Origin of the sequence: Leisingera sp. S232 (assembly GCF_049800895.1) — a bacterium.
Lineage (GTDB): Bacteria > Pseudomonadota > Alphaproteobacteria > Rhodobacterales > Rhodobacteraceae > Leisingera.
On record NZ_JBNAFX010000005.1, the window covers coordinates 164356 to 184744 of the forward strand.

At 62.5% G+C, this 20389-nt stretch carries 23 protein-coding genes; 6 read left to right on the forward strand and 17 right to left on the reverse strand.

Annotated features, from left to right (window positions below; all coding sequences use genetic code 11):
* Window positions 1-71: 71 nt before the first annotated feature.
* Window positions 72-2099 (forward strand): FAD-dependent oxidoreductase, encoded by a 2028-nt coding sequence (locus ACP151_RS06205; protein ID WP_424977994.1) that lies wholly within the window; start codon window positions 72-74, stop codon window positions 2097-2099.
* A 76-nt stretch (window positions 2100-2175) separates the two neighbouring features.
* Here the strand turns inward: ACP151_RS06205 and ACP151_RS06210 are convergent, their stop codons facing one another.
* Both ACP151_RS06210 and ACP151_RS06215 read right to left on the reverse strand, forming a co-directional pair.
* Entirely contained in the window at window positions 2176-2520 is a 345-nt protein-coding gene (locus ACP151_RS06210; RefSeq protein WP_424977995.1) for an antibiotic biosynthesis monooxygenase family protein, read from the reverse strand.
* A complete protein-coding gene (locus tag ACP151_RS06215) occupies window positions 2517-2852 on the reverse strand; it encodes an NIPSNAP family protein (protein ID WP_424977996.1) in 336 nt (111 codons plus the stop codon). Before ACP151_RS06215 ends, ACP151_RS06210 begins: the two co-directional genes overlap by 4 nt.
* A gap of 286 nt (window positions 2853-3138) precedes the next feature.
* Between ACP151_RS06215 and ACP151_RS06220 the strand changes: the two genes are divergently transcribed.
* Together ACP151_RS06220 and ACP151_RS06225 are read left to right on the forward strand one after the other, a co-directional pair.
* Window positions 3139-4029: an AEC family transporter gene (locus tag ACP151_RS06220; RefSeq protein ID WP_424977997.1), complete on the forward strand. Its 891-nt coding sequence runs from the start codon at window positions 3139-3141 to the stop codon at window positions 4027-4029.
* A gap of 163 nt (window positions 4030-4192) precedes the next feature.
* Window positions 4193-5104 carry a LysR family transcriptional regulator gene (locus tag ACP151_RS06225; RefSeq protein WP_424977998.1) on the forward strand — a complete coding sequence of 304 codons (912 nt, stop codon included), beginning with the start codon at window positions 4193-4195 and terminating at the stop codon, window positions 5102-5104.
* A 303-nt stretch (window positions 5105-5407) separates the two neighbouring features.
* On the opposite strand, the gene ACP151_RS06230 is transcribed toward ACP151_RS06225, so the two are convergent.
* From ACP151_RS06230 to ACP151_RS06245, 4 genes are read right to left on the reverse strand one after another with little or no spacing between them, the layout of a single operon-like run.
* On the reverse strand, window positions 5408-6340 hold the full coding sequence (locus tag ACP151_RS06230; RefSeq protein ID WP_424977999.1) for an OmpA family protein: 933 nt from the start codon (window positions 6338-6340) through the stop codon (window positions 5408-5410).
* On the reverse strand, window positions 6337-6909 hold the full coding sequence (locus ACP151_RS06235; protein ID WP_424978001.1) for a peroxidase-related enzyme: 573 nt from the start codon (window positions 6907-6909) through the stop codon (window positions 6337-6339). The genes ACP151_RS06230 and ACP151_RS06235 overlap by 4 nt, the downstream gene beginning before the upstream one ends.
* A gap of 5 nt (window positions 6910-6914) precedes the next feature.
* On the reverse strand, window positions 6915-7640 hold the full coding sequence (locus ACP151_RS06240) for a GNAT family N-acetyltransferase (protein ID WP_424978002.1): 726 nt from the start codon (window positions 7638-7640) through the stop codon (window positions 6915-6917).
* Window positions 7637-8368, reverse strand: coding sequence for a competence/damage-inducible protein A (locus ACP151_RS06245; RefSeq protein ID WP_424978003.1), 732 nt, complete (start codon window positions 8366-8368; stop codon window positions 7637-7639). Before ACP151_RS06245 ends, ACP151_RS06240 begins: the two co-directional genes overlap by 4 nt.
* Before the next feature lie 298 nt (window positions 8369-8666).
* On the opposite strand from ACP151_RS06245, the gene sfsA reads away from it, so the two are divergent.
* Both sfsA and map read left to right on the forward strand, forming a co-directional pair.
* A complete protein-coding gene (gene sfsA, locus ACP151_RS06250; RefSeq protein ID WP_424978004.1) occupies window positions 8667-9371 on the forward strand; it encodes a DNA/RNA nuclease SfsA in 705 nt (234 codons plus the stop codon).
* Between the two features lie 121 nt (window positions 9372-9492).
* Complete coding sequence (gene map / locus ACP151_RS06255) at window positions 9493-10302, forward strand: type I methionyl aminopeptidase (RefSeq protein ID WP_424978005.1); 810 nt, start codon at window positions 9493-9495, stop codon at window positions 10300-10302.
* Between the two features lie 48 nt (window positions 10303-10350).
* Here map and ACP151_RS06260 read toward each other — a convergent pair whose 3' ends face one another.
* From ACP151_RS06260 to ACP151_RS06280, 5 genes are all read right to left on the reverse strand, one after another.
* Window positions 10351-10572, reverse strand: a complete 222-nt coding sequence (locus tag ACP151_RS06260) for a hypothetical protein (protein ID WP_424978006.1) — start codon at window positions 10570-10572, stop codon at window positions 10351-10353.
* A 24-nt stretch (window positions 10573-10596) separates the two neighbouring features.
* A complete protein-coding gene (locus tag ACP151_RS06265) occupies window positions 10597-11259 on the reverse strand; it encodes an HAD family hydrolase (RefSeq protein ID WP_424978007.1) in 663 nt (220 codons plus the stop codon).
* Window positions 11260-11418: 159 nt separating this feature from the next.
* Complete coding sequence (locus tag ACP151_RS06270) at window positions 11419-11745, reverse strand: hypothetical protein (RefSeq protein WP_424978008.1); 327 nt, start codon at window positions 11743-11745, stop codon at window positions 11419-11421.
* Between the two features lie 117 nt (window positions 11746-11862).
* Entirely contained in the window at window positions 11863-12429 is a 567-nt protein-coding gene (gene rsmD, locus ACP151_RS06275; RefSeq protein ID WP_424978009.1) for a 16S rRNA (guanine(966)-N(2))-methyltransferase RsmD, read from the reverse strand.
* Complete coding sequence (locus ACP151_RS06280) at window positions 12426-13637, reverse strand: NAD(P)/FAD-dependent oxidoreductase (RefSeq protein WP_424978010.1); 1212 nt, start codon at window positions 13635-13637, stop codon at window positions 12426-12428. The genes rsmD and ACP151_RS06280 overlap by 4 nt, the downstream gene beginning before the upstream one ends.
* Before the next feature lie 95 nt (window positions 13638-13732).
* On the opposite strand from ACP151_RS06280, the gene ACP151_RS06285 reads away from it, so the two are divergent.
* The gene (locus tag ACP151_RS06285) at window positions 13733-14221 is read left to right on the forward strand and encodes a peroxiredoxin (RefSeq protein WP_424978011.1); all 489 of its coding nucleotides are present in this window, start codon (window positions 13733-13735) and stop codon (window positions 14219-14221) included.
* Window positions 14222-14369: 148 nt separating this feature from the next.
* Here ACP151_RS06285 and ACP151_RS06290 read toward each other — a convergent pair whose 3' ends face one another.
* The 6 genes from ACP151_RS06290 to ACP151_RS06315 all read right to left on the reverse strand — a co-directional run bounded on the left by ACP151_RS06290 (window position 14370) and on the right by ACP151_RS06315 (window position 20383).
* Window positions 14370-14678, reverse strand: a complete 309-nt coding sequence (locus ACP151_RS06290) for a 4a-hydroxytetrahydrobiopterin dehydratase (RefSeq protein ID WP_424978012.1) — start codon at window positions 14676-14678, stop codon at window positions 14370-14372.
* Window positions 14675-15862, reverse strand: a complete 1188-nt coding sequence (locus tag ACP151_RS06295; RefSeq protein WP_424978013.1) for a GNAT family N-acetyltransferase — start codon at window positions 15860-15862, stop codon at window positions 14675-14677. The genes ACP151_RS06290 and ACP151_RS06295 overlap by 4 nt, the downstream gene beginning before the upstream one ends.
* Window positions 15863-15910: 48 nt before the next feature.
* Complete coding sequence (locus ACP151_RS06300; RefSeq protein WP_424978014.1) at window positions 15911-16684, reverse strand: glycerophosphodiester phosphodiesterase family protein; 774 nt, start codon at window positions 16682-16684, stop codon at window positions 15911-15913.
* Window positions 16681-17139, reverse strand: coding sequence for a RidA family protein (locus ACP151_RS06305; protein WP_424978015.1), 459 nt, complete (start codon window positions 17137-17139; stop codon window positions 16681-16683). Before ACP151_RS06305 ends, ACP151_RS06300 begins: the two co-directional genes overlap by 4 nt.
* Window positions 17140-17348: 209 nt before the next feature.
* Entirely contained in the window at window positions 17349-18653 is a 1305-nt protein-coding gene (locus ACP151_RS06310) for an HlyD family type I secretion periplasmic adaptor subunit (RefSeq protein WP_424978016.1), read from the reverse strand.
* Window positions 18650-20383, reverse strand: coding sequence for a type I secretion system permease/ATPase (locus ACP151_RS06315; RefSeq protein ID WP_424978024.1), 1734 nt, complete (start codon window positions 20381-20383; stop codon window positions 18650-18652). The genes ACP151_RS06310 and ACP151_RS06315 overlap by 4 nt, the downstream gene beginning before the upstream one ends.
* Between the last annotated feature and the right edge of the window lie 6 nt (window positions 20384-20389).

Consider the following 20389-nt stretch of genomic DNA (forward strand, 5'->3'; position numbering starts at 1 on the left):
ACGCCGCGTTTCCACGTGACAAGCGCCCTGCGCCCCGTGATCCTGGGACCAACTGCCAGGGAGAGTTTAAGATGACTGCGTACCCCAACCTGCTTGCCCCGCTGGATCTGGGCTTCACCACACTCAGGAACCGGGTGCTGATGGGCTCGATGCACACCGGGCTTGAGGAAACCAGCGACTGGAACCGGGTGGCCGAGTTTTATGCCGCCCGTGCCCGTGGCGGGGTCGCGCTGATGGTGACCGGTGGCATCGGCCCCAACCTGGAAGGCTCGGTACTGCCCGGTGCCTCGATGATGACCACTGCCAAGGATGTTGAGAATCACCGTGTGGTGACACAGCGGGTGCATGAGGCCGACAGCAAGATTGCCATGCAGATCCTGCATGCGGGACGTTATGCCTATGGCCCAAAATGCGTGGCCCCCAGCCCAGTGAAATCCCCGATCTCTCCTTTCGCACCGCATGAACTGGACGAGGACGGCATCGAGAAACAGATCGCCGACATCGTGAACGCCGCCCGCCTTGCACAAGAGGCAGGCTATGACGGCGTCGAAATCATGGGGAGCGAAGGATATTTCCTGAACCAGTTCCTGGTTACCCACACCAATAAACGCAGCGACCGCTGGGGCGGGTCTTATGAGAACCGGATGCGGTTGCCGGTTGAGGTCGTGCGCCGCACGCGCGCGGCCGTGGGCCGTGACTTCATCATTATCTACCGCCTGTCGATGATCGACCTTGTGCCAAATGGCTCCACCCATGAGGAAGTCGTGCAGCTGGCGCAGGAGATCGAGAAGGCCGGCGCCACCATTCTGAACACCGGCATCGGCTGGCACGAGGCGCGCATCCCGACCATCGCCACCAGCGTGCCCCGCGCGGCCTTTGCCTGGGTGACGAAGAAACTGATGGGCAAGGTGGGCATCCCGGTGATCACTTCCAACCGCATCAACACGCCAGAGGTGGCCGAAGAGGTTCTGGCAGAAGGCTGCGCCGACATGGTGTCGATGGCGCGGCCGATGCTGGCAGACGCAGATTTCGTGGCCAAGGCGGCGGCCGGACAGGCAAGCCGGATTGCCCCCTGCATCGCCTGCAACCAGGCCTGCCTCGATCATACCTTCGGCGGCAAGCTGACCTCTTGCCTGGTGAACCCGCGCGCCTGCCACGAGACAGAGCTGGTGATCGAACCTGCTGATACGCCCAAATCCGTGGCCATCGTCGGCGCCGGCCCCGCAGGCCTTGCCACCGCCCTCACCGCCGCCCAGCGCGGCCATCTGGTGACACTGTTCGACCGTGCAGATGAAATCGGCGGCCAGCTCAACATGGCCAAACAGGTGCCGGGTAAGGAGGAGTTTTGGGGGCTGGTGGACTGGTACCGGACCATGGTGGCCGATGCCGGCATCACGCTGGAGCTGGGCCGCGAGGTTTCCGCGGATGACCTGACTGGTTTCGATGAGGTTGTCATTGCCACTGGCGTGATACCGCGTGACCCCGCGATTCCGGGGCAGGACGGCGAAAATGTGCTGAGCTATATTGACGTGCTGCGGCACAAGAAGCCGGCCGGAAAACGGGTGGCCGTGATTGGCGCCGGCGGCATCGGGTTTGACGTGTCGGAGTTTCTGCTGGAACAGGGGCACAGCCCCGCCACCGACCTGCCCGCCTGGATGAAGGAATGGGGGGTGGCAGACCCGGAAGAGCACCGCGCGGGCCTTGCTCCAGAAGGCCCACAGCCTGCAGCCCCGGCCCGCGAGGTGACACTCCTGCAGCGCAAGGCCGAACGCCATGGCAAGCGGCTGGGCAAGACCACCGGCTGGATTCACCGGGCCACGCTCAGGATGAAGGACGTGCAGTTCGTGGGCGGCGTCAACTACGAGCGCATAGACAGTGAAGGCCTGCATGTCAGCTTTGGCGAGGCACGTGAAAACCCCAAGGTGATCCAGGCGGACACAATTGTGCTCTGCGCAGGCCAGGTATCAGAGCGCTCGCTGGCGGACAAACTGGCGGAACACGGCATCACGGCGCATGTGATCGGCGGCGCAGATGTAGCAGCCGAACTGGACGCCAAGCGGGCGATCAATCAGGGCACCCGGCTGGCTGCCAGCCTGTAGGTCAAGACCCCCGCCATGCATCAGATCTTTGCAAGTCCGGTGTGCAGGCGGGGGCGTGCCGCACTGTGCAGGGTTTTCAGCCCAATACCGCCAGGCTGTCTTTTGGGGCCTGCTCCCGGTCGGACATGCCATAATCCCGGATGACCCCGGCCACCCGCAATCGGTAATCTGCAAAAATCCCCGCCCTGCCCTGCGCCTGCGCCGCACGATGGGCCATCAGTTGCCGCCAGCGCTGCACTGCAGCCTCGTCCCGCCAGAAGGATAGCGACAGCAGCTTGTCCGCTGCGCTCAGACTTTGAAAGCGCTCGACCGACAGGAACCCGTCCACCTGCTCCAGCACAGGTTTCAGCTCCGCCGCGATCTCCAGATAGGCGTCCTTCTGCCCGGCGGCGATCTCCACTTCGAAAATCACGGCAATCATCTGCCCCCGTCTCCTTCACGGCTATGCGGTGCTGAAGCCAGCTTCAGCCAGGTCCGGTCTTCGCGCAGCAGGAACCGCTCACTTTGCGCGAACTCATAGTTCTCCTGTCCCAGCGGGTCCGCGGCCAGCCGCGCCCGGTAGGCCTCATAGGCTGCGAGGCTTTCAATGTTGTAGATCCCGTAAGCCAGGGTCGAAGACCCCTCATGCGGTGCGAAATAGCCAACAAGGTCAGCACCACAGCGCGGGATCGCCTGCCCCCAGTTGCGGGCATATTGCTCAAACTGCGCCTTTTTCGCGGGATCGATTTGGTAACGGATGATACAAGTCAGCATGGAAGGTCCTTTGACAATCTGGACCTCCTGCCTAGCCCGCCCTTCCAGGCGGATGCTTCGGTCCGGACCGAAACGTCACTCGACGCTGAGAGCAATCACGTCGAAAACCACAAAAAGGCATGCGGCACATGGCCCGCGTCGTCCAGCACAAATTTTGTGCCATTTCCCCCGCCCCCCCCACAAGGCCAGGTCGGCCGCCCGGTTCTGCTTGCCTGCATGGCTGCATGGCGCCAGTGTCGCAGCAAGACCGTAACACGAGGGCACCGTGGTTTTTGCAGTCATACTGATGGGCCTGACCCCAAGTTTCCTGATGGTTGCCCTTGGCGGCCTGGTACGCAGGCGCCTGTCGCCGCAGGCCTGGCAAGGTCTGGACAAGCTCAACTTTGAAGTGCTGTTTCCTGCGCTGCTGTTTTTTGCCGCCAGCGGCCGCCCGATTGCCATTACAGACCTTGCCCGTACCGGCCCTGCTGTCTGGAGCATCCTGGCGCTGGCGCTCTGTCTGGGTTTGGCTGCGCGCCGCTTTGGACCAGCAAAGTTCCTGGACTTCGCGGGCGCATGGCAGGCCGCGTGGCGCTTCAACACGGCGATTGCCTTTGTCGCGCTGCCGTCAATCGGCAAGGAACTGACCGGCCAGATGGCAGTCGCCATCGGCATGGCGGTGCCTGTGGCCAATGTGATGGCGATCAGCGCCCTTTCACGCGGCGGCAGCCTGTCGCTTCGGGAAACAGTGGCCAAGATCGCGCTGAACCCGTTTCTGCTGGCATCAGTCGCAGGCGTTGCCGTCGGGCTGTCCGGCTACAGGATACCGGCGCCTGTTCTGGCCCCTGCCGAAATGCTGGCCCAAGCCGCAATCCCCATTGCGCTGCTGTCGATCGGCGCCACAATGAACTGGCGGGCGTTGGCACGCCTTGATCTGTTCAACGGCTATCTATGCCTGGTGCGACTGATTTTGGTCCCCGCCATCGTTCTTGCAGCCTGCCTGCTGCTGCAAGCCGAGCCCGGTTTTACAGCTGTGCTGGTTCTGTTTGCCGCCCTGCCCACAGCATCAGCCGCACATGTGCTGGCCTCGGCCTTTGGCGCCGACCGCACGCTGGCAGCCACGCTTATTGCGCAATCCACCTTGCTCAGCTCTGTGACACTGCCCCTGTGGATCCTGACGATCCGGCTTGCCGCCTAGGCATTCATTTGTTCTGTTGAGATCCGGATGCAGCCTGCGCCCCTTTCGTTTCCACAGCGCAAACGATCCCCTCGAAACCTCGCAATTATCCCACCTCCGCCCCGTTCTTGCCCGATTTCCCCGGCAATGTCAGGGCAACACGACTTTACGAGGATGGGTGAATATGGACCGGCTGATGGAAATGGAGGCCTTTGCCAATGTGGTGGACCAGGGCGGTTTCACCGATGCGGCAAGGAAAATGGGGATCTCAAAGTCGGCGGTCTCTAAACACGTCTCCAGCCTTGAGGCACGCCTGGGCGCGCGCCTGCTCAACCGCACAACCCGGCGGGTGTCACCAACTGAGATCGGGCTGGCCTATTATGACCGTGCCCGCCGCGTGCTGAACGATGCAGGCGAAGCGGACGCGCTGGTCACCTCGATGCAATCGGCCCCTTCCGGCCTGCTGCGGATATCCGTTGCGACCGATTTCGGTGTCAATCACCTGTCGCCGGTGCTGTCGGACTTCCTGCGCGATTTCCCGGATATCACCGTCAACATGGTGCTGAACAACCGCTATGTGGAGCTGATCTCCGAAGGGTTTGATATGGCTCTGCGGATCGGCGAGCTGGAGGACAGCTCTCTGCGTGCCCGCAAGCTGACTGAGACCACCAAACGGATGATCGCCTCGCCGGAATACCTTGAAAAATATGGTCGGCCCCAGAAAATCGATGAACTGAACACACACAAACTGCTGCACTATTCCAGCCAGTCCAGCGGCAATGTCTGGAAAATCACTGCGCCGTCCGGTGAAAAGCGCCAAGTGCGCACCTCCGGCTGGCTCTCGGTGAATGACGGCCAATCGCTGCTGAATGCCGCCATCTCCGGCCTCGGCATCGCTTACCTGCCAAGTTATCTCTATTCCGAGGCGCTGGAAGAAGGGCTGATCGAAGACGTCATGCCCAGCCTGCCAATGGAGACCCAAGGCATCTATGCAGTCTATCCGCCGGGCAAGTTCACGCAGCCCAAAGTGCGCGCCTTCATCGACTTTCTGGTTGCCGCATTTGCCGACCGCGACCCGTCCGAATGGAAAACCTGACGCGGCCCTGCGGATAACCGGACCCTATTCTCCCTCGAAGACCTGCCCCCGCGCCTCCCGCGGGGGCTTTTTTGGTCAAGCGGTCACAGCACTCAGGTCCGGCGCGGCAGAACACTCCCGCCCGTCCCGGGGCAATCATAGATTGACCCGCTCCCGTTGGGCCAAGCGCCGCTGCGCGGCGCGGGCAAAACCGCCGCAGCTGCGCTCCGCTTTGGGCCAGGTCCGGCGGGGCATCCGCTTCCTCTGGGCCAGCGACGCGGGCAGCTATGGGCCAAAATCATGCCTGACCCTGCAGGCTGATTGTCAGTCGGTAAGCAGAACAGCCTCAACCCGTCGGTTGGCCTCGCGGCCTTCCGGGATCAGATTGCTGGCAATTGGTGCCAGAAACCCGGCTCCCGCAACGTCTATACGTGCCGTATCCGTCTCATACGCCTCTGTCAGCCGGTCCTTCACCGACTGCGCCCTGCGTTTTGAAATGCCGACATTCTGCGCCTGAGAGCCCACCGTGTCGGTGTGCCCGACCAGCAGCAGACGGTACTGCGGATGGTCTGTCAGAAAGACGGCCAGCTCTTTCAGGCTGTCATACTGCCCCTCCTGCAGGCGGGTGGAGCCGCTTTCGAACACCAGGTCGGTCAGCACCGCATGGCCGCGCACTTGCAGCACTTTGGCCAGCTCCACCGGTCGCACCGGACCGGTTTGTGCCTGACCGGGATCTTTCTGCGCCTGAACTGCAGGCTTCCCCGCACTTGGGGCCGTAGCCGCCGGATGAACATTGATCACCTGAACAAAGGCCGCACCGCCCGCCCGCGACACCAGCACTGAGACCGCCTCTGCCCCGCGGGCAGCAGACAGGAAGTGGTACCGGGAAACATCCACCATCATATCCGGCGCGGGCACCACTTCGATCCCGAATCGGAACCCGAATCCTCCGCAATCACGTGCCGCACAGTCCAGCCGCACCTCATAGCCCTGCTGCTTTAGCTGATCGCGCAAGGGAGCCAGGATTTGCAGCACCGTGTCGCGGCCTTCCACCCGCCAGGTCCGGCGGGTGATCTGCCCTTCAAACCGCTCTGACGGCACTTTATCCGCGTCTTCCGGGCCAATGGGCAGCTGATAGACGCCAAGTGCCGTCACCCGTTTGGATACCCGGGCCGCACTATCCGGCAGGCTGAGCTCTGCCGCGCCCAGCAGTCCAGGCAAGAGTGCCGCTGCGGCTGCTGCAATCAGATGTTTCAACGGCACTGGCTGTGATATTCCGGATTGGGAACCATGGCGGTTGCACTGGCCACACGATTGGACATGTTGAAGAACCCGGCGACATTGGCGATGTCCCAGATATCCCGATCGCTGAAACCCGCCTCGCGCAATCTCTGACGGTCAGCCTCTTCGATCTCTGCACTGGCTGTGGTCATCTTGGCCGCAAAATCCAGCATCGCGCGCTGACGCGCCTCCAGCGGGGCCACCCGGTAGTTCATCACCAGCATTTCCCCCAGCTGCGGATCGTCGGACAGCTGCCGAACCGCAGCCCCATGCGCCACTAGGCAGTAGAAACAGCGGTTGATCGCAGACACCACCACCGCAATCATCTCCCGCTCCAGCTTGCTGAGCCCGCTGTCCGCCAGCATCAGATCGTTGTACATGGCGGTAAAGGCGTTGAGCTTGCCTATATCAAAGGCGTTTGCCTTCAGCACATTGGGCACAAAGCCCAGTTTCTCGACGCAGATATCAAAATATTTCTGCGTTTCCGGCGGCAGCGGATCGGCCATCGGCAGATCAAGGGCCGTGGGCTGGGACTGGTCTGTCATTGCGTTCAATCGCCTTGTTGCAAAATGCGGTAGTGATATTCTCCAGCACACTCCATGCCAAGCGAAGCATAAAGCGCGTTGGCGCCCTCATTTCCTTTCGTGCAAAGAACCGCCAGTTCCGCGGCACCGTGTTCCGCCGCCCAGAAAGCTGCCTGGCGCATCATCCAGGCGCCCATGCCACAGCGGCGCTGATGCGGCAGGATCTCCAGCGCATGCACCATCGCGGCGTCGTCATGTATGGCAACAAAGCCCGCCCCCGCAGGTTTATCCTTGTGACGGCCCAGCAACCCTGTCTTGGGGGCCTGAACCCGGTGCATCACTGCCAGCCGTTCCGGTCCGATGCCGCCCTGTTCCCAAATCTCGCGCTGAATCGCCAGCGGCTCCCATATGCAAAACGCCGTGACACGCGGCACGGGCACATCCGTCAGCTGCGCCACCGGGCAGACCCACAGATTGACCGGGTCCTTCACCGCATAGCCGCGCGCTTCCAGCCGAGCGTCCAGTTCTGTCTCACCGTCGCGGATCATGAACAGGCACGCCTGACCCATGGCGCGCATCGCCGCCTCTGCTGCGGCGATGTCAGCATCCGCCGCCTTGCCCTGCACCGTCGCTGCAGAAACCCGGCTGCCGCCGCCCTGGCCTTCACGCAGGGTCACGGGGCCCAGTTCTCGCGATGCGGCGGGCGGCCAGGTCGCCTCTGTCAGGGCATAGTAACGCGGGTCCGTAGTCACTGTTCCAGCTCCTTTGCCAGCGCCGTCATTGCGGCATCGACGCGGGCGCCATCGGTACCGCGGATCACAATATTGGCGCCAAACGCGCCGTCTTTCTGAAACGGATAGCAGCCCACGGACAGATCGTCATAAGCCTCTGCCAGGGTCCGCAGCGGCGCTGCAATTTCGCCCTCCCCGCGCAGCACCCGCAGAGTCTGCGACAGCATCGGCCGCCCGCCCGTCAGGGTTGGCAACACGCTGGCGACCATCGCCTGAAAAATCAATGGCACACCCGCCATCACATTGACATTGCCAATGGTAAAGCCCGGCGCGGCAGAGACCGGATTGTCAATCAGCGCCGCCCCATCCGGAATGCGCGCCATCCGCAGCCGCGCCTCGTTCATCTCCAGTCCCTGCGTGTCATAATGCGCCTGCAGGATGGCGCGGGCATCGCTGCGCACATCCAGATGCGCCTCAAACGCCTTGGCGATGCAATCGGCGGTGATGTCATCATGGGTCGGCCCGATGCCGCCGCTGGTAAACACATGATCATAGGTGTCAGAAAGCGCCTGCACCGCTGAAATGATCGCCGCCTCATCATCGCTCACCACACGCACTTCCTTCAGATCAATGCCATGTTTGGTCAGCTCACCGGCCAGATAGTTCATGTTGGCATCCCGGGTACGGCCCGACAGGATTTCGTCACCGATTACCAGCATCGCGGCAGTGGGGTTGGCTGTGGCGGACATGAGGCATCTCCCTAAACTATGCGTGAAGATACCCCGCAGCCCGGTCGGCACAAGGGCCAATGCGACCAGGAAAGCCCTGCAACCGCAGTATCTATCAGGGACGTGGCTGTCATCACGCAGGCCGGAAACATTCCCCCTTTCAGCGGGGCGATCATATGGTCTGTGGCGCCTTCTTTGATCCCAAGCAGCGCGAAGTCACACCGACCAGCGGCTTCGGCGCCCTCCCCCTTAGGGTGGTGCCTTGTCCGGGCCGAACTAGGACTTTGCCCCGGGGCGGAGCTGGGATAACCATCGACCTATGCGATTTTCTCAACCTCTGATCCCCGCCACTCTGATCCGACGCTACAAACGCTTTCTGGCCGATTGCCGGCTCGAGAATGGGCAGGAGATCACCGCCCATTGCGCCAACCCCGGCAGCATGATGGGGCTGTCAGCCGCCGGGACGAAGGTCTGGCTGGAACCCAACAATGACCCCAAGAAGAAGCTGAAATACGGCTGGCGGCTGGTAGAGCATGAAGACGGCCATTTCACCGGCGTTGACACTTCGGTTCCGAACCGCGCCCTGCGGGCCGCATTGGAAGCCGGGGAAATTGCCGAACTGGCAGGTTATGGAACCGTGCGTCCCGAGGTGAAATACGGCGAGAAGAGCCGTATCGACTTTCTGCTCCAGCAGGACGGCCTGCCGGATTGCTATGTCGAAGTCAAAAGCGTGACCCTGTCGCGCCAGCCCGGCCTTGCCGAATTCCCTGACAGCGTTACAGCACGCGGCACCAAGCATCTGGGCGAGCTGGAAAAAATGGTCACGCAGGGCCACCGGGCAGTGATGCTTTATCTGGTGCAGCGCACCGATTGCAGCACCTTTCAGCTGGCTGCGGACATTGACCCGGCCTATGCAGATGCCTTTGCCAGCGCCCGGGCCGCCGGGGTGGAGCGGCTGGTCTACGCAACCCGTATTTCGCCGGATGAAATCACAGTAGACGCACCGGTCTCTGCTGTTCCTTAACTCAGATCCGCTATAGTCGGCCTTTCCCGCCAGCAAGGCACGGCCGTTTCCGCAGCCTCTGGCCCTTTTGTCCAAGACCCCTTAAATAACTTCGGGACAACACGCGATGGAGCTTCGCCTGATGAGATCGAAAGACGGCCGCACAACCAAGGACGGCATCCGCATTCATGAACCCGGTGACTATGCCGGCATGCACAAGGCGGGTGCGCTTGCCGCGCGCATTCTGGATGATATTGCACCCTATGTGGTTCCCGGCCAGACCACCGGCGAGATCGACCGCGTGATCACCAAAATGGTGGAAGACGCCGGCGCCAAATCAGCCACCATCGGCTACAAGGGCTATCAGCACGCCAGCTGCATCTCGGTGAACCATGTGGTCTGCCACGGTATCCCCGGCGACAAGAAGCTGAAAGATGGCGATATCCTCAACATCGATGTCACCGTGATCGTCGACGGCTGGTTCGGCGACACCTCGCGCATGTTCGTGGCCGGCAAGCTGCCACGAAAGGCAGAGCGCCTAGTGCAGGTGACCCATGATTCGCTGATGAAGGGGATCGAGGCGGTGAAGCCCGGCAATACTTTTGGCGACATCGGCCATGCCATTCAATCCTATGCCGAAAGCCAGCGGATGAGCGTCGTGCGCGACTTCTGCGGCCATGGGCTGGGCACCGTGTTCCACGCGCCGCCCAACGTGCTGCACTATGGTCGCCCCGGCACCGGCCCGGTGCTGGAAGAGGGCATGTTCTTCACCATCGAGCCGATGATCAACCTTGGCCGCCCAGAGACCAAGATCCTGGCGGACGAATGGACCGCCGTCACCCGCGACAAATCGCTGTCGGCGCAGTTCGAGCATTCGATCGGGGTAACCGCTGACGGGGCGGAGATTTTCACCCTGTCGCCGGGCGGAAAATTCCACCCCACCTACGGATAGACCGACAGGTCAGACGCGGGGGCCAGCCCCCGCACCCCCGGGGTATTTTTACCAGAAAGAAGCAGCAGAGAGTTTCGCCAGCGAGCTGTCCTGATCTTCTGCCTGCTGCAGCCGCCACAGGGCCAGCAGCAAGATGCCATCCACCCAGGGGGTCATCGCATCCTGAAGGAACACCGGCGCCCGGACCGGTTTGGGCTTGGGTCTGTTTTCTGTGCCGGCTGCGGCTCCCGCAACAGATGGCAGGAACGGGCAGCGCAATGTCTGTTCCATGGCCGGAAACCTAGCATAGTTGCCTCAGATCGACAAAAGCGCAGGCACCTCTTCCATATCCGCGAACACTTCGGCCCCCAAAGCCGCCAGCGTCTGGCCCTGCTCCTGCGGCGCAAAGCCCAGGCAGCGCATGCCCGCCCGCACCGCAGCCGTCACACCGCTGCCGCTGTCCTCGATCACCAGGCAATCGCGCGCCTGCACGCCAAAGTGGCTGGCCGCCGCCAGGAACAGGCCGGGGTCCGGCTTGGCCACCCCCAGCGCCTGAGCTGAAAACATCGCGAGCGGGTGAAACCGCTCCCACAGCCCGTTCTGACCCAGGGTGATGCGCATCTTCTCCTCGCTGCCGTTTGAGGCAACGCAGACCGGGATACCCTCGGCATCAAGCCGGGCCAGAAGTTCAGGAATGCCCGGCATCAGCGGCACCCCTTGCCGCAGCCGGGCAAAGATTTCGGCGCTGACCTCCGCGATCCAGTCTTCCGGCAGCTCTGCGCCCAGGCTGCGGGCCCTGGCCATCACCCCGGACAGGGTGCCGCCAACGAAATGCGCCATCGACTGTTCGATTGTCAGCTTCAGCCCATGGCGGGCCAGATTTTCAATCAGCACCTGGTTCGATGCCGGCTCGCTGTCCACCAGCACGCCGTCGCAATCAAAGATCACCAGCTTTGGAGTCGGCAAGGTTTTGGGCATAGGAAACGGTCTTTTTGCAGCTCAAGCAAAGCCTGCCCCACTGGGGCTTAAAGAACTTTATCAACTTGCTCTGCATTCAACGCAATGCTGTAGGGTATCAACCCAATAAAAATGCAGGGGACGCCCCCTGCATCTCTAGGAACTGCAGTGCTGTTCCTATCAGAACTTGCAGCGTTTCTTCTGCGCCAGTCCAACCAGCACCTCATGGCGCTTATTCGCCGCTTCCAGCGCCTCGTTGGCATTCGCATAGTTGCCGATCACAGCCGGCCAGAACAGAATTGCCGCAGCGACATTGGCACCGGATGCTGTTTTGCCCTTCTTGGCTTCAGCCCGGATTTCATCCAGCTGCGCCATCTGGGTTTTGATGTCTTCGCAAGTCAGCGAACCGTCATCAACGTTGGTCGTGGTCACAACTTCCGGCGACACACAGCCGGACAGAAACAGAGAGCCTGCTGCCAGCAGGCCAAGAAACTTTGCGGTTTTCATTATCGATCCTTTAAATCCGCCAGAAAGGGCGGTGAAATGTCAAAAACACAGCCCCAATACTGGTCAGAGGTTGAATTTGCAAATGCAATTTCAAGCAATTGGGGAAATGAAATTACCTTAAGGCTGACTGTTTTTACTGTGCCACATCAACGTGATATGCGTGTCGCCGTATTTGCGGCTGTCCTGCAGTTCGAATCCTTCGGGCGCCGACATCGCGGTGCTTTCTTCCCAAACCACCAGCGCGTCATCTGCCACCCAGCCGCCTTTGACCGCCGCTGCCAGCGCCTTCTCGCCCAGTCCTTTGCCGTAAGGGGGATCGAGGAAGATCAGGTCATAGGGCGCATCCGGGTTCGCCCCAAGCTTTTGCGCATCGCGGCGGGCCAGTGTGCAACGGTCCTCTGACCGGCAGATGCCAATATTCTTTTTGATCAGCCCGCCAGAGACGCGCCCGTCATCCACAAACAGCACTTCAGCCGCGCCGCGCGACAGCGCCTCCAGCCCCAGTGCACCCGTGCCCGCGAACAGATCCAGCACCCGGGCGCCGGGAATGGCGCCAGTGTGCATCAGCACATTGAACAGGCTTTCGCGCACCCGGTCCGTGGTGGGGCGCAGATGGGCGCCTGCGTCCCCTTTGCCCACCGCGGCCAGGGCCCGGCCGCGGAAGTCTCCGGCAATGATCCTCACGCTTTCAGGAGCGGCTTCAGATCTGCGGCGGGGTCGCCGGCAACCGACTTGTCGGCGGTCTTGCCCGCATCGATCAGCCGTTTGGCCACCATATAGGCGCGCGGGTCGTTCATCGCATCCACGGCCACCAGCTGGTCGCCCTTGTAGTACCAGAAGGAGACCTGGCTGCCTTCGCTCTGGCGGGTGACAACATTGTCGTATCCGGTGTTCAGCCCAGCAATCTGCAGCTTGACGTCATACTGATCGGACCAGAACCAGGGCGTTGCAATGTAATCCTTGTCCGCGCCCATCATGTTCTGTGCCACCACTTCGGCCTGATCGATGGCGTTCGGCACGCTTTCCAGCCGGATACGACCGCCCTGGAACGGGAAGGAGGCGCAGTCGCCCGCAGACCAGATGCACGCATCAGAACTGCGCCCCTTGGCGTCCACCTTGATGCCGTTCTCCAGCTCCAGCCCTGCCATCTCTGCCAGCTGCGCAGAAGGCGTGATGCCGACGCCGACCACCACGAAATCCACATTCACGGTTTCACCGCCGCTCAGCACCGCGCGGGTGACCTTTCCATCTTCACCTTCCAGCCGTTCCAGACCAACGCCCTCGCGGATATCCACTCCGTGACTGCTGTGCAGGCTGCGGAAGAAATCGGAGGTCTCAGGGGCTGCAACCCGCTGCAGGATGCGGTCCGCCATCTCAACCAGCGTCACCTTGACACCGCGCTTGGCGCAGACTGCAGCTGCCTCCAGCCCGATATAGCCGCCGCCGACGATCAGCGCGTGCTTGCCTTCGGTCACATTCGGCGCCATGGCATCCACGTCTGTCAGCCCGCGCACCACGTAAACGCCGTCCAGATCGCCGCCAATGGCAGCAGGCAGGCGGCGCGGGTCGGACCCGGTGGTCAGTGCCAGCTGGTCGTAAGAGATCACATCGTCACCCAAGCTCACGGTCTTGGCCGCCGGGTCGATCCCGGTGACGCGTCGACCCAGCTTCAGGGTGATGTTGTTTTCAGTATAAAAGCTCTCGGGGCGCAGAAACAGCCGCTCCAGCTCCATGTCGCCCAACAGATAGGCTTTGGACAGCGGTGGCCGCTGATAGGGCAGCGCCTGTTCGGCGCCGATCAGAGTGATCTCTCCGTCAAACCCGTCCTTGCGCAGCTTTGCAACCAGCGAGGATCCCGCCTGCCCTGCTCCGATCACGACGATGTGGGACATATCCCCTTGCCTCCTGCCATAGTTCCCGTCACGCTTCCAACGGACCGTATATACGCGGCCCCCAAAAACGCAAACATGAGAAAGAGGAACGTGCAATGATTTCTGCCGGAGACAGGCTGCCAGAGGCCACCCTGACGCGGATAGGAGACAACGGCCCCGAAGAAGTGAAGATCTCGGACAAGGTGGCAGGCCGCAAGGTTGCGATCTTTGCGGTTCCGGGCGCCTTCACCCCCACCTGCCATTCCGCCCATGTGCCGAGTTTTATTCGCACCAAGGATCAGTTTGCCGCCAAAGGGGTGGACGAGATCATCTGCATCTCAGGCAATGACCCTTTTGTTATGGCCGCCTGGGGCGAGGCCACCGGTGCAACTGCAGCCGGGATCACCATGCTGGGGGATGCAGAATGCACCTTCACCAATGCCATCGGCATGCGGTTTGATGCGCCGCCCGCGGGCCTGATCGGCCGCTCGCTGCGCTATGCCATGCTGGTCGAGGACGGGGTGGTCACAGTGTTCAATCAGGAAGAAAACCCCGGCCAATGCGAACTGTCCGCTGGCGAGGGACTGTTAGACGCGATGGGCTGACGCCCTGCAGCCTGCGGCACCTTTCCCTGGGTGCCGCAGGTCTAACTCCTTAATATTTCGTAAAAAATTATGTCATAAGTCCTGCCGGAATGTTTCGCGCGCGAAACATTTGGACAGAACCGCTTACCTATTTCCAAGGCAGCTCTGCTTACTCTTGCGGTTCGCCGAACATCCCGTCCATTTTGCGGGCCAGCTTGGCGTCCTGGGCGCTGAGACCGTCCACATCATGGGTCGTCAGCACAACTGTGACCCGGTTGTAGACGTTGCTCCATTCCGGATGATGGTTCCACTTTTCCGCCCAGATCGCGGCGCGGGTCATCCAGCCAAAGGCATCAGCGAAGTTACTGAACTTGAATGTCTTGGCAATGGCATCGCGGCCATCCACCATTTTCCAGCCAGTGGCGAACAGCGGCTCCAGCAGCGGGCCGCGGGTGGCGTCGGACAGTTTTTCCGTCATTCTTGCTCCTCCACATGGGCTTTGCGGAACGGGCCGTAGTCGGTCAAGATTTCAATTTCTTCCTCGGTGGCCGCCCGTTCGGCCTCAAGGTAGCGTGCAACAGCTCCGGCAAAGCCAGGATCGCCGATCCAGTGCAGGCTGTGTGTCTGGCAGGGCATGTAGCCGCGCGCCAGCTTGTGCTCACCCTGCGCGCCGGCCTCGGCCCGGTCAAGGCCCAGGGCAATCGCCAGCTCTATGGCCTGATAATAGCACAGTTCGAAATGCAGGCAGGGATGCTGTTCGATACATCCCCAATAGCGGCCATAAAGCGTTTCCCGGCCAATGAAATTCAGCGCCCCGGCGATGTATCGGCCATTGCGCTCTGCCAGAATCAGCGCGATGTCGGCGGCCATTGTGCGATGCGCGATGTCAAAGAACTGCCGCGTCAGATAAGGCGAGCCCCACTTGCGGGCGCCGGTGTCCTGATAAAACTCCCAGAAAGCGTCCCAGTGCTCCGGGAGCAGTTCGTCCCCCCGAAACACCCGGATATCCCCGCCAAAGCATTGCGCCTGCATCCGTTCCTTGCGGATATTCTTGCGCTTGCGCGATGACAGCGCCCGCATGAACCCTTCGAAATCGGCGTAGCCATCATTTTGCCAGTGAAACTGCTGCGAGCTGCGCAGCATCAGCCCCATTTCCGCGCCCAGATGCGCTTCGTCCTGGGTGCAGAAGGTCACATGCAGCGACGACAGGCTGTTGTTCGATGCCAGCTGCACGGCCCCCTGCAACAGCGCCGAATGGCCGATACCGTCAAAACCAGGGCGGACCAGAAACCGACGCCCGGTGGCCGGGGTAAAGGGAACCGCGATCTGCAGCTTGGGATAATAATGACCGCCTGCCTGCTCATAGGCATGCGCCCAGTTATGGTCAAAGATGTATTCGCCCTGACTGTGCCCCTTGGCATAAAGCGGGGCGCAGGCGATCAGACGGTTGCCTTCATAGGCGGTCAGATACTGCGGTTGCCAGCCGGTGCCAGGCCCGACCGAGCCGCTGTCTTCAAGCGCGCTCAGGAAGCGATGGGTGGTGAAAGGATCCAGCGGGCGACTGCCGTCGACGGCCTCCGGGCAGGCACAGGCATCCCAGTCCTCTGCCGTGATTTGCGACAGCGACGTCAGCACCCGAATGTCGATTTGCGCCTGAGCCATGCAATTCCTCCGCACCGCATCAAAGATGTGGGGTCTGCCCCTGCACGATCAAGACGTTAGCGGCGAAAGGTATTGTTCAAATGTAACATTATCGGCAAAAACACGCGCGGCATTTTCCTGTTCCGCCGACTTAACGGTCCAGCACAGGATGGCCGCGCCGGCCTCTCGCAGATCCTGCACCCGCTGCCGGGACAGATCATGCGCCTCATGGCTGATAAAACAGCTCTGCGACCGGTCATAGTCGGGAATGCCGCGCAAGTGTCCGCACAGCGCTTCAGGCAATTCCGGCCACTCCGCCGGATCATAGGCGCTGGTGACGATGCCGCGAGGTGTCTGCGGCGCCAGTTCCGCAAGCTGCACAACCGAATTCGGATTAAAGGACATCAGCGCTGCGAGGCCGGAATACCCCCGAAGCGCCTCCACCGCGGCCAGTTCCAGCTGGCCGTCGGTGACCCCCATTTCCCCATGCTGGTCTTTCAGCTCGATCAGCAGCGGCACCTGCCCCGCCACCAGCTCCAGCACTTCGGCCAGATCCGGGATGCCCTCGCCATCGCCACCTTTCAGCGGGATCGCGCGCAATTCATCACGGGTCAGCGCCCGGACCGGACCGGCGCCTTGGGCCAGCCGGTCCAGATCATAGTCATGAAAGACCATGGCGCAGCCGTCCCTGGACAGCTGCAGGTCGATCTCGATCCCGTAGCCTGCCGCGATGGCCGCCCGAATGGCCGCCCGGCTGTTTTCCGGGCGTCCGTCGGCCACGTCATGCAGCGCGCGGTGTGCCAGCGGCAGGTTCAGAAAGGCGGCAGGCAGGGACGGCGTCATTTGATCTGGAACACGCCGTCGATTTCAACCGCAACGCCCAGCGGCAGCGAGGGCGAGCTGACGGCGGAACGCGCGTGGCGGCCGATGTCACCCAGCGCTTCGACCAGGAAATCGGACGCCCCATTCACCACCTGCGGCTGCTGGGTGAAATCCGCAGTCGAATTGACGAATGCTCCCAGTTTCACAACCCGTACCAGACGATCCAGATCGCCGCCACTGGCGGCCTTGAGCTGCGCCAAGAGCGCAATCGCGCAGCGTTTGGCGGCGGCCTGGCCTGCGCCGACATCCATGTCATCGCCCAGGGTGCCGGTGATCAGCCCGTTTTCATCCGCGGAAATCTGGCCGGAGATGTAAACCATATCGCCTGCAACCACATAAGGCACATAGTTGGCCGCCGGTGCCGGCGCGTCAGGCAGGGTCACACCCAGCTCATTCAGTTTTGCTTCGATGCTCATGGCGCATTCCTCCGAGTCTGCAATTGCCCGGACGCTACCCGTCTCCGCTGGTTTCGGAAAGGGAAAATGCGGTGCCTTCACGACGCATCCCGCCACTGTCGTACGCGCGGCTGGCTCCAGACGTATTGCAGCACGAAAAACCTCTGTGAAAATCGGTTTCACAGTTGGAAATCGCAGCTGTTTCAGCCTGCCTCCGTGTCTGTTGGCCTTCAGCTTTCGCGGAAGGCTTTGACGAAGTAGTCGGACAGCGGCTTGATGAGGTAGGCCAAGGGTGAGCGGGCGGCGGTGCGGATGTAGCTTTCCACCGGCATCCCCGGGATCAGCACCGTGCCCGCAGGCAGGCGGCCGCGTTCGCCGGGGTTCAATTCAATCTCGGCGCGGTAATAGGAAACCCCGCTGCCCTGGTCGTCAAAGGCATCCGCCGAGACCTGGGTGACATGGCCAAAGAGCTCTGGCGTCGTGCGCTGGTCCAGCGCCGAGAACCGCAGCGTCACCTCCTGGCCGGTGTAGAGCTGGTCGATATCGGTGGGGGCGACCTGTGCCGCGATCACCAGAGGCCGGTCCTGCGGCACCAGGTACAAAACCGGGTCGGCCGCGCGGATCACCGAGCGCGGCGTCTGCACCTGCAGCCCGTAGACAATGCCCGACACCGGCGCGGTGATGTCCAGCCGCGCCAGCCGCCCCTGCAGCGAGCGGCGGTTCTCGGCCAGCTCCAGCTCCTGGTAGCGCAGGTCGCGCAGCCGGCTGATCGCCTCCTCGCGCTGGCCGGTGGCCAGTTTCAGGATCTCGATGTCGATTTCGGTGATACGGCCCTCGGATTGCGCTTCCGAGGCCACCAGCTCTCCCAGGCGGCCCTGCAGGTCGGCCTCGGTGCGGCGCAGGTTCAGGACCGTCGCCGCCTGCGCCAGGCCGCGGTCCAGCAGCGACTGCTGGCTTGCCAGCTCCTCGCCGATCAGCTCCAGCTGCACCGTCATCGACTGCTGCTGTGCCTGGATGCCACGGATCTGCTCCTGGATCTGGCTGCGGCGCTTCTCCAGCTGTTCGATCTCGCGGGCGGTGGTGTCCTTGCGGGCTTCGAACAGGCGGCGCTGGCCCTCCACCAGATCCTTTACATCCGGCAGCTGCTCTGTGGCCTGCAGAAGTTCCGGCTCAAAGGTGATTGCGGCGGCGGTGTCGCGCTCGGCTTCCAGCCGGCCGCGGCGCGCCATCAGCTCGAACAGCTGGCCCTCGATGATCACCAGCTGCGAGGTCAGCTCATTGGCGTCCAGCCGCAGGAGCGTGTCGCCTTCGGCCACGGTGTCGCCTTCGTCGACCAGGATCTCGGCCACGATGCCGCCATCCAGATGCTGCACGATCTGGCGGTTGCGGTCGACCTCAATGCGCCCTGTCGCCACCACCGCGCCGGAAATCGACGACAGCACCGACCAGGACCCGAAGCCGCCCACCAGCACCAGCAGCGCCAGCAGGCCGATGATCAGCGGCCGCCGGGCAGGCCATTTGCTTTCGATGCTCATCGCACGCCTCCTGCGCCGGTTGCCTGGCGGATGTTCTGATGGTTGGCGACCATTTCCTGCAGCACCTTGTCCTTGGGGCCAAAGGCGGTCTGGGTGCCGCCGTCGATCACCAGCAGCATGTCGCATTCCTGGATGGCCGCCGGGCGGTGGGCCATGATCAGCACCGAGCGCCCTTCCGCCTTGATCTGCTTGATCGCCTGGTTGAGCGCGATCGAGCCTTCATTGTCGAGGTTGGAGTTGGGTTCATCCAGGATCACGATCACCGGATCGGCATACAGCGCTCGGGCCAGCCCGACCCGCTGCATCTGACCACCCGACAGCCGCCCGCCGGTGGCGGTGACCCTGGTGTCATAGCCTTCGGGCAGCTTCAGGATCATCTCATGGGCGGCGGCCTTCTTGGCGGCATCCACCACTTTGGCGGCATCCGGCTCTGGCTGCAGCCGGGCGATGTTCTGGGCAATGGCGCCGTCAAACACCTGCACCCGCTGCGGCAGATAGCCGATATGGCCGCCCAGCACATCCGGCGCATATTGGTCCAGTGCGGCCCCGTCCAGCCGCACCGAGCCCGCCGCTGGCGGCCAGACCCCGGTCAGCGCCCGCGCCAGCGTCGACTTGCCCGACCCCGACGGCCCGATCACCCCGATCGCCTGGCCCGGCTGCACCCGGAAGTTGACATTGCGCAGCAAGGGCGTCTTGCCGCCCGGCGGCACCGCCGCCATGCCCTGCACTTCCAGCAGGGCCTTGGGTTTGGGCAGCGCGGTGCGGGTCTCTTCCTGCGGCACCTTGGCCAGCAATTCCGCCAGGCTGTGCCAGCCCTTCATCGCCCGCTGCACCAGCGGCCATTGGCCCAGGCCCAGTTCAATCGGCGCCAGCGCCCGCCCCATCAGGATCGAGCCTGCGATCATCGCGCCCGGCGTCACTTCGCCCTGCAGCACCAGATAGGCGCCCAGCCCCAGCATGGCCGATTGCAGAAACAGCCGCAGCGTCTTGGTCAGCGTGGTGAAGCCACCACCGGTGTCATTGGCTGTCACGCTGTCGCTCAGCGCTGCGTCCCGCGCCTGTTTCCAGCGGCTGAAGGCGGCGCCGCGCATGCCCATCGACTGGATCATCTCCGCCTCGTTGCGGATCTCCTCGGACATCAGATTGGCCTTGTGGCCGGTTATATTGGCCTGCTGCATCGGAGCTCGGGTGAACAGCTGGTTCATCAGCGCAATCACCACCAGCACCGCACCGCCTGCCAGCGCCAGCAGCCCCAGCCAGGGGTGGAACAGGGCGATGCCGGCCAGGAACACCGGCGTCCAGGGCAGGTCAAAGGCGGCGCCGAGCACCGGCGAGGCAATCAGCCGCTGCACCGATTCCAGGTCCTGCAGCCCGGTCTGCGCCACCGGATCCTGCGCCACCGCCGAGCGGCGGGTCATCGCATCAAACACCCGTTTGTCGAGCGCCGACTGCAGCCGCGCGCCGACCCGCGCCATGATCCGGCCGCGGGCGTAATCCAGAAACCCCATCATCGCGTAGAGAAACACCACCAGCAGCGACAGCGCCAAAAGCGTCGCCTCCGACCGGCTGCCCAGCACCCGGTCGTAGACCTGCATCATATACAGCGGGCCGGTCAGCATCAGCAGGTTCACGAAAAAGCTGAATATCCCGGTGAACCAATACAGACCCCGGCTCCGCCGACGCACCTCAAGCAGTTCATCATATCCGTTCTTGTAAAGGCTTTTATTCATCATCAG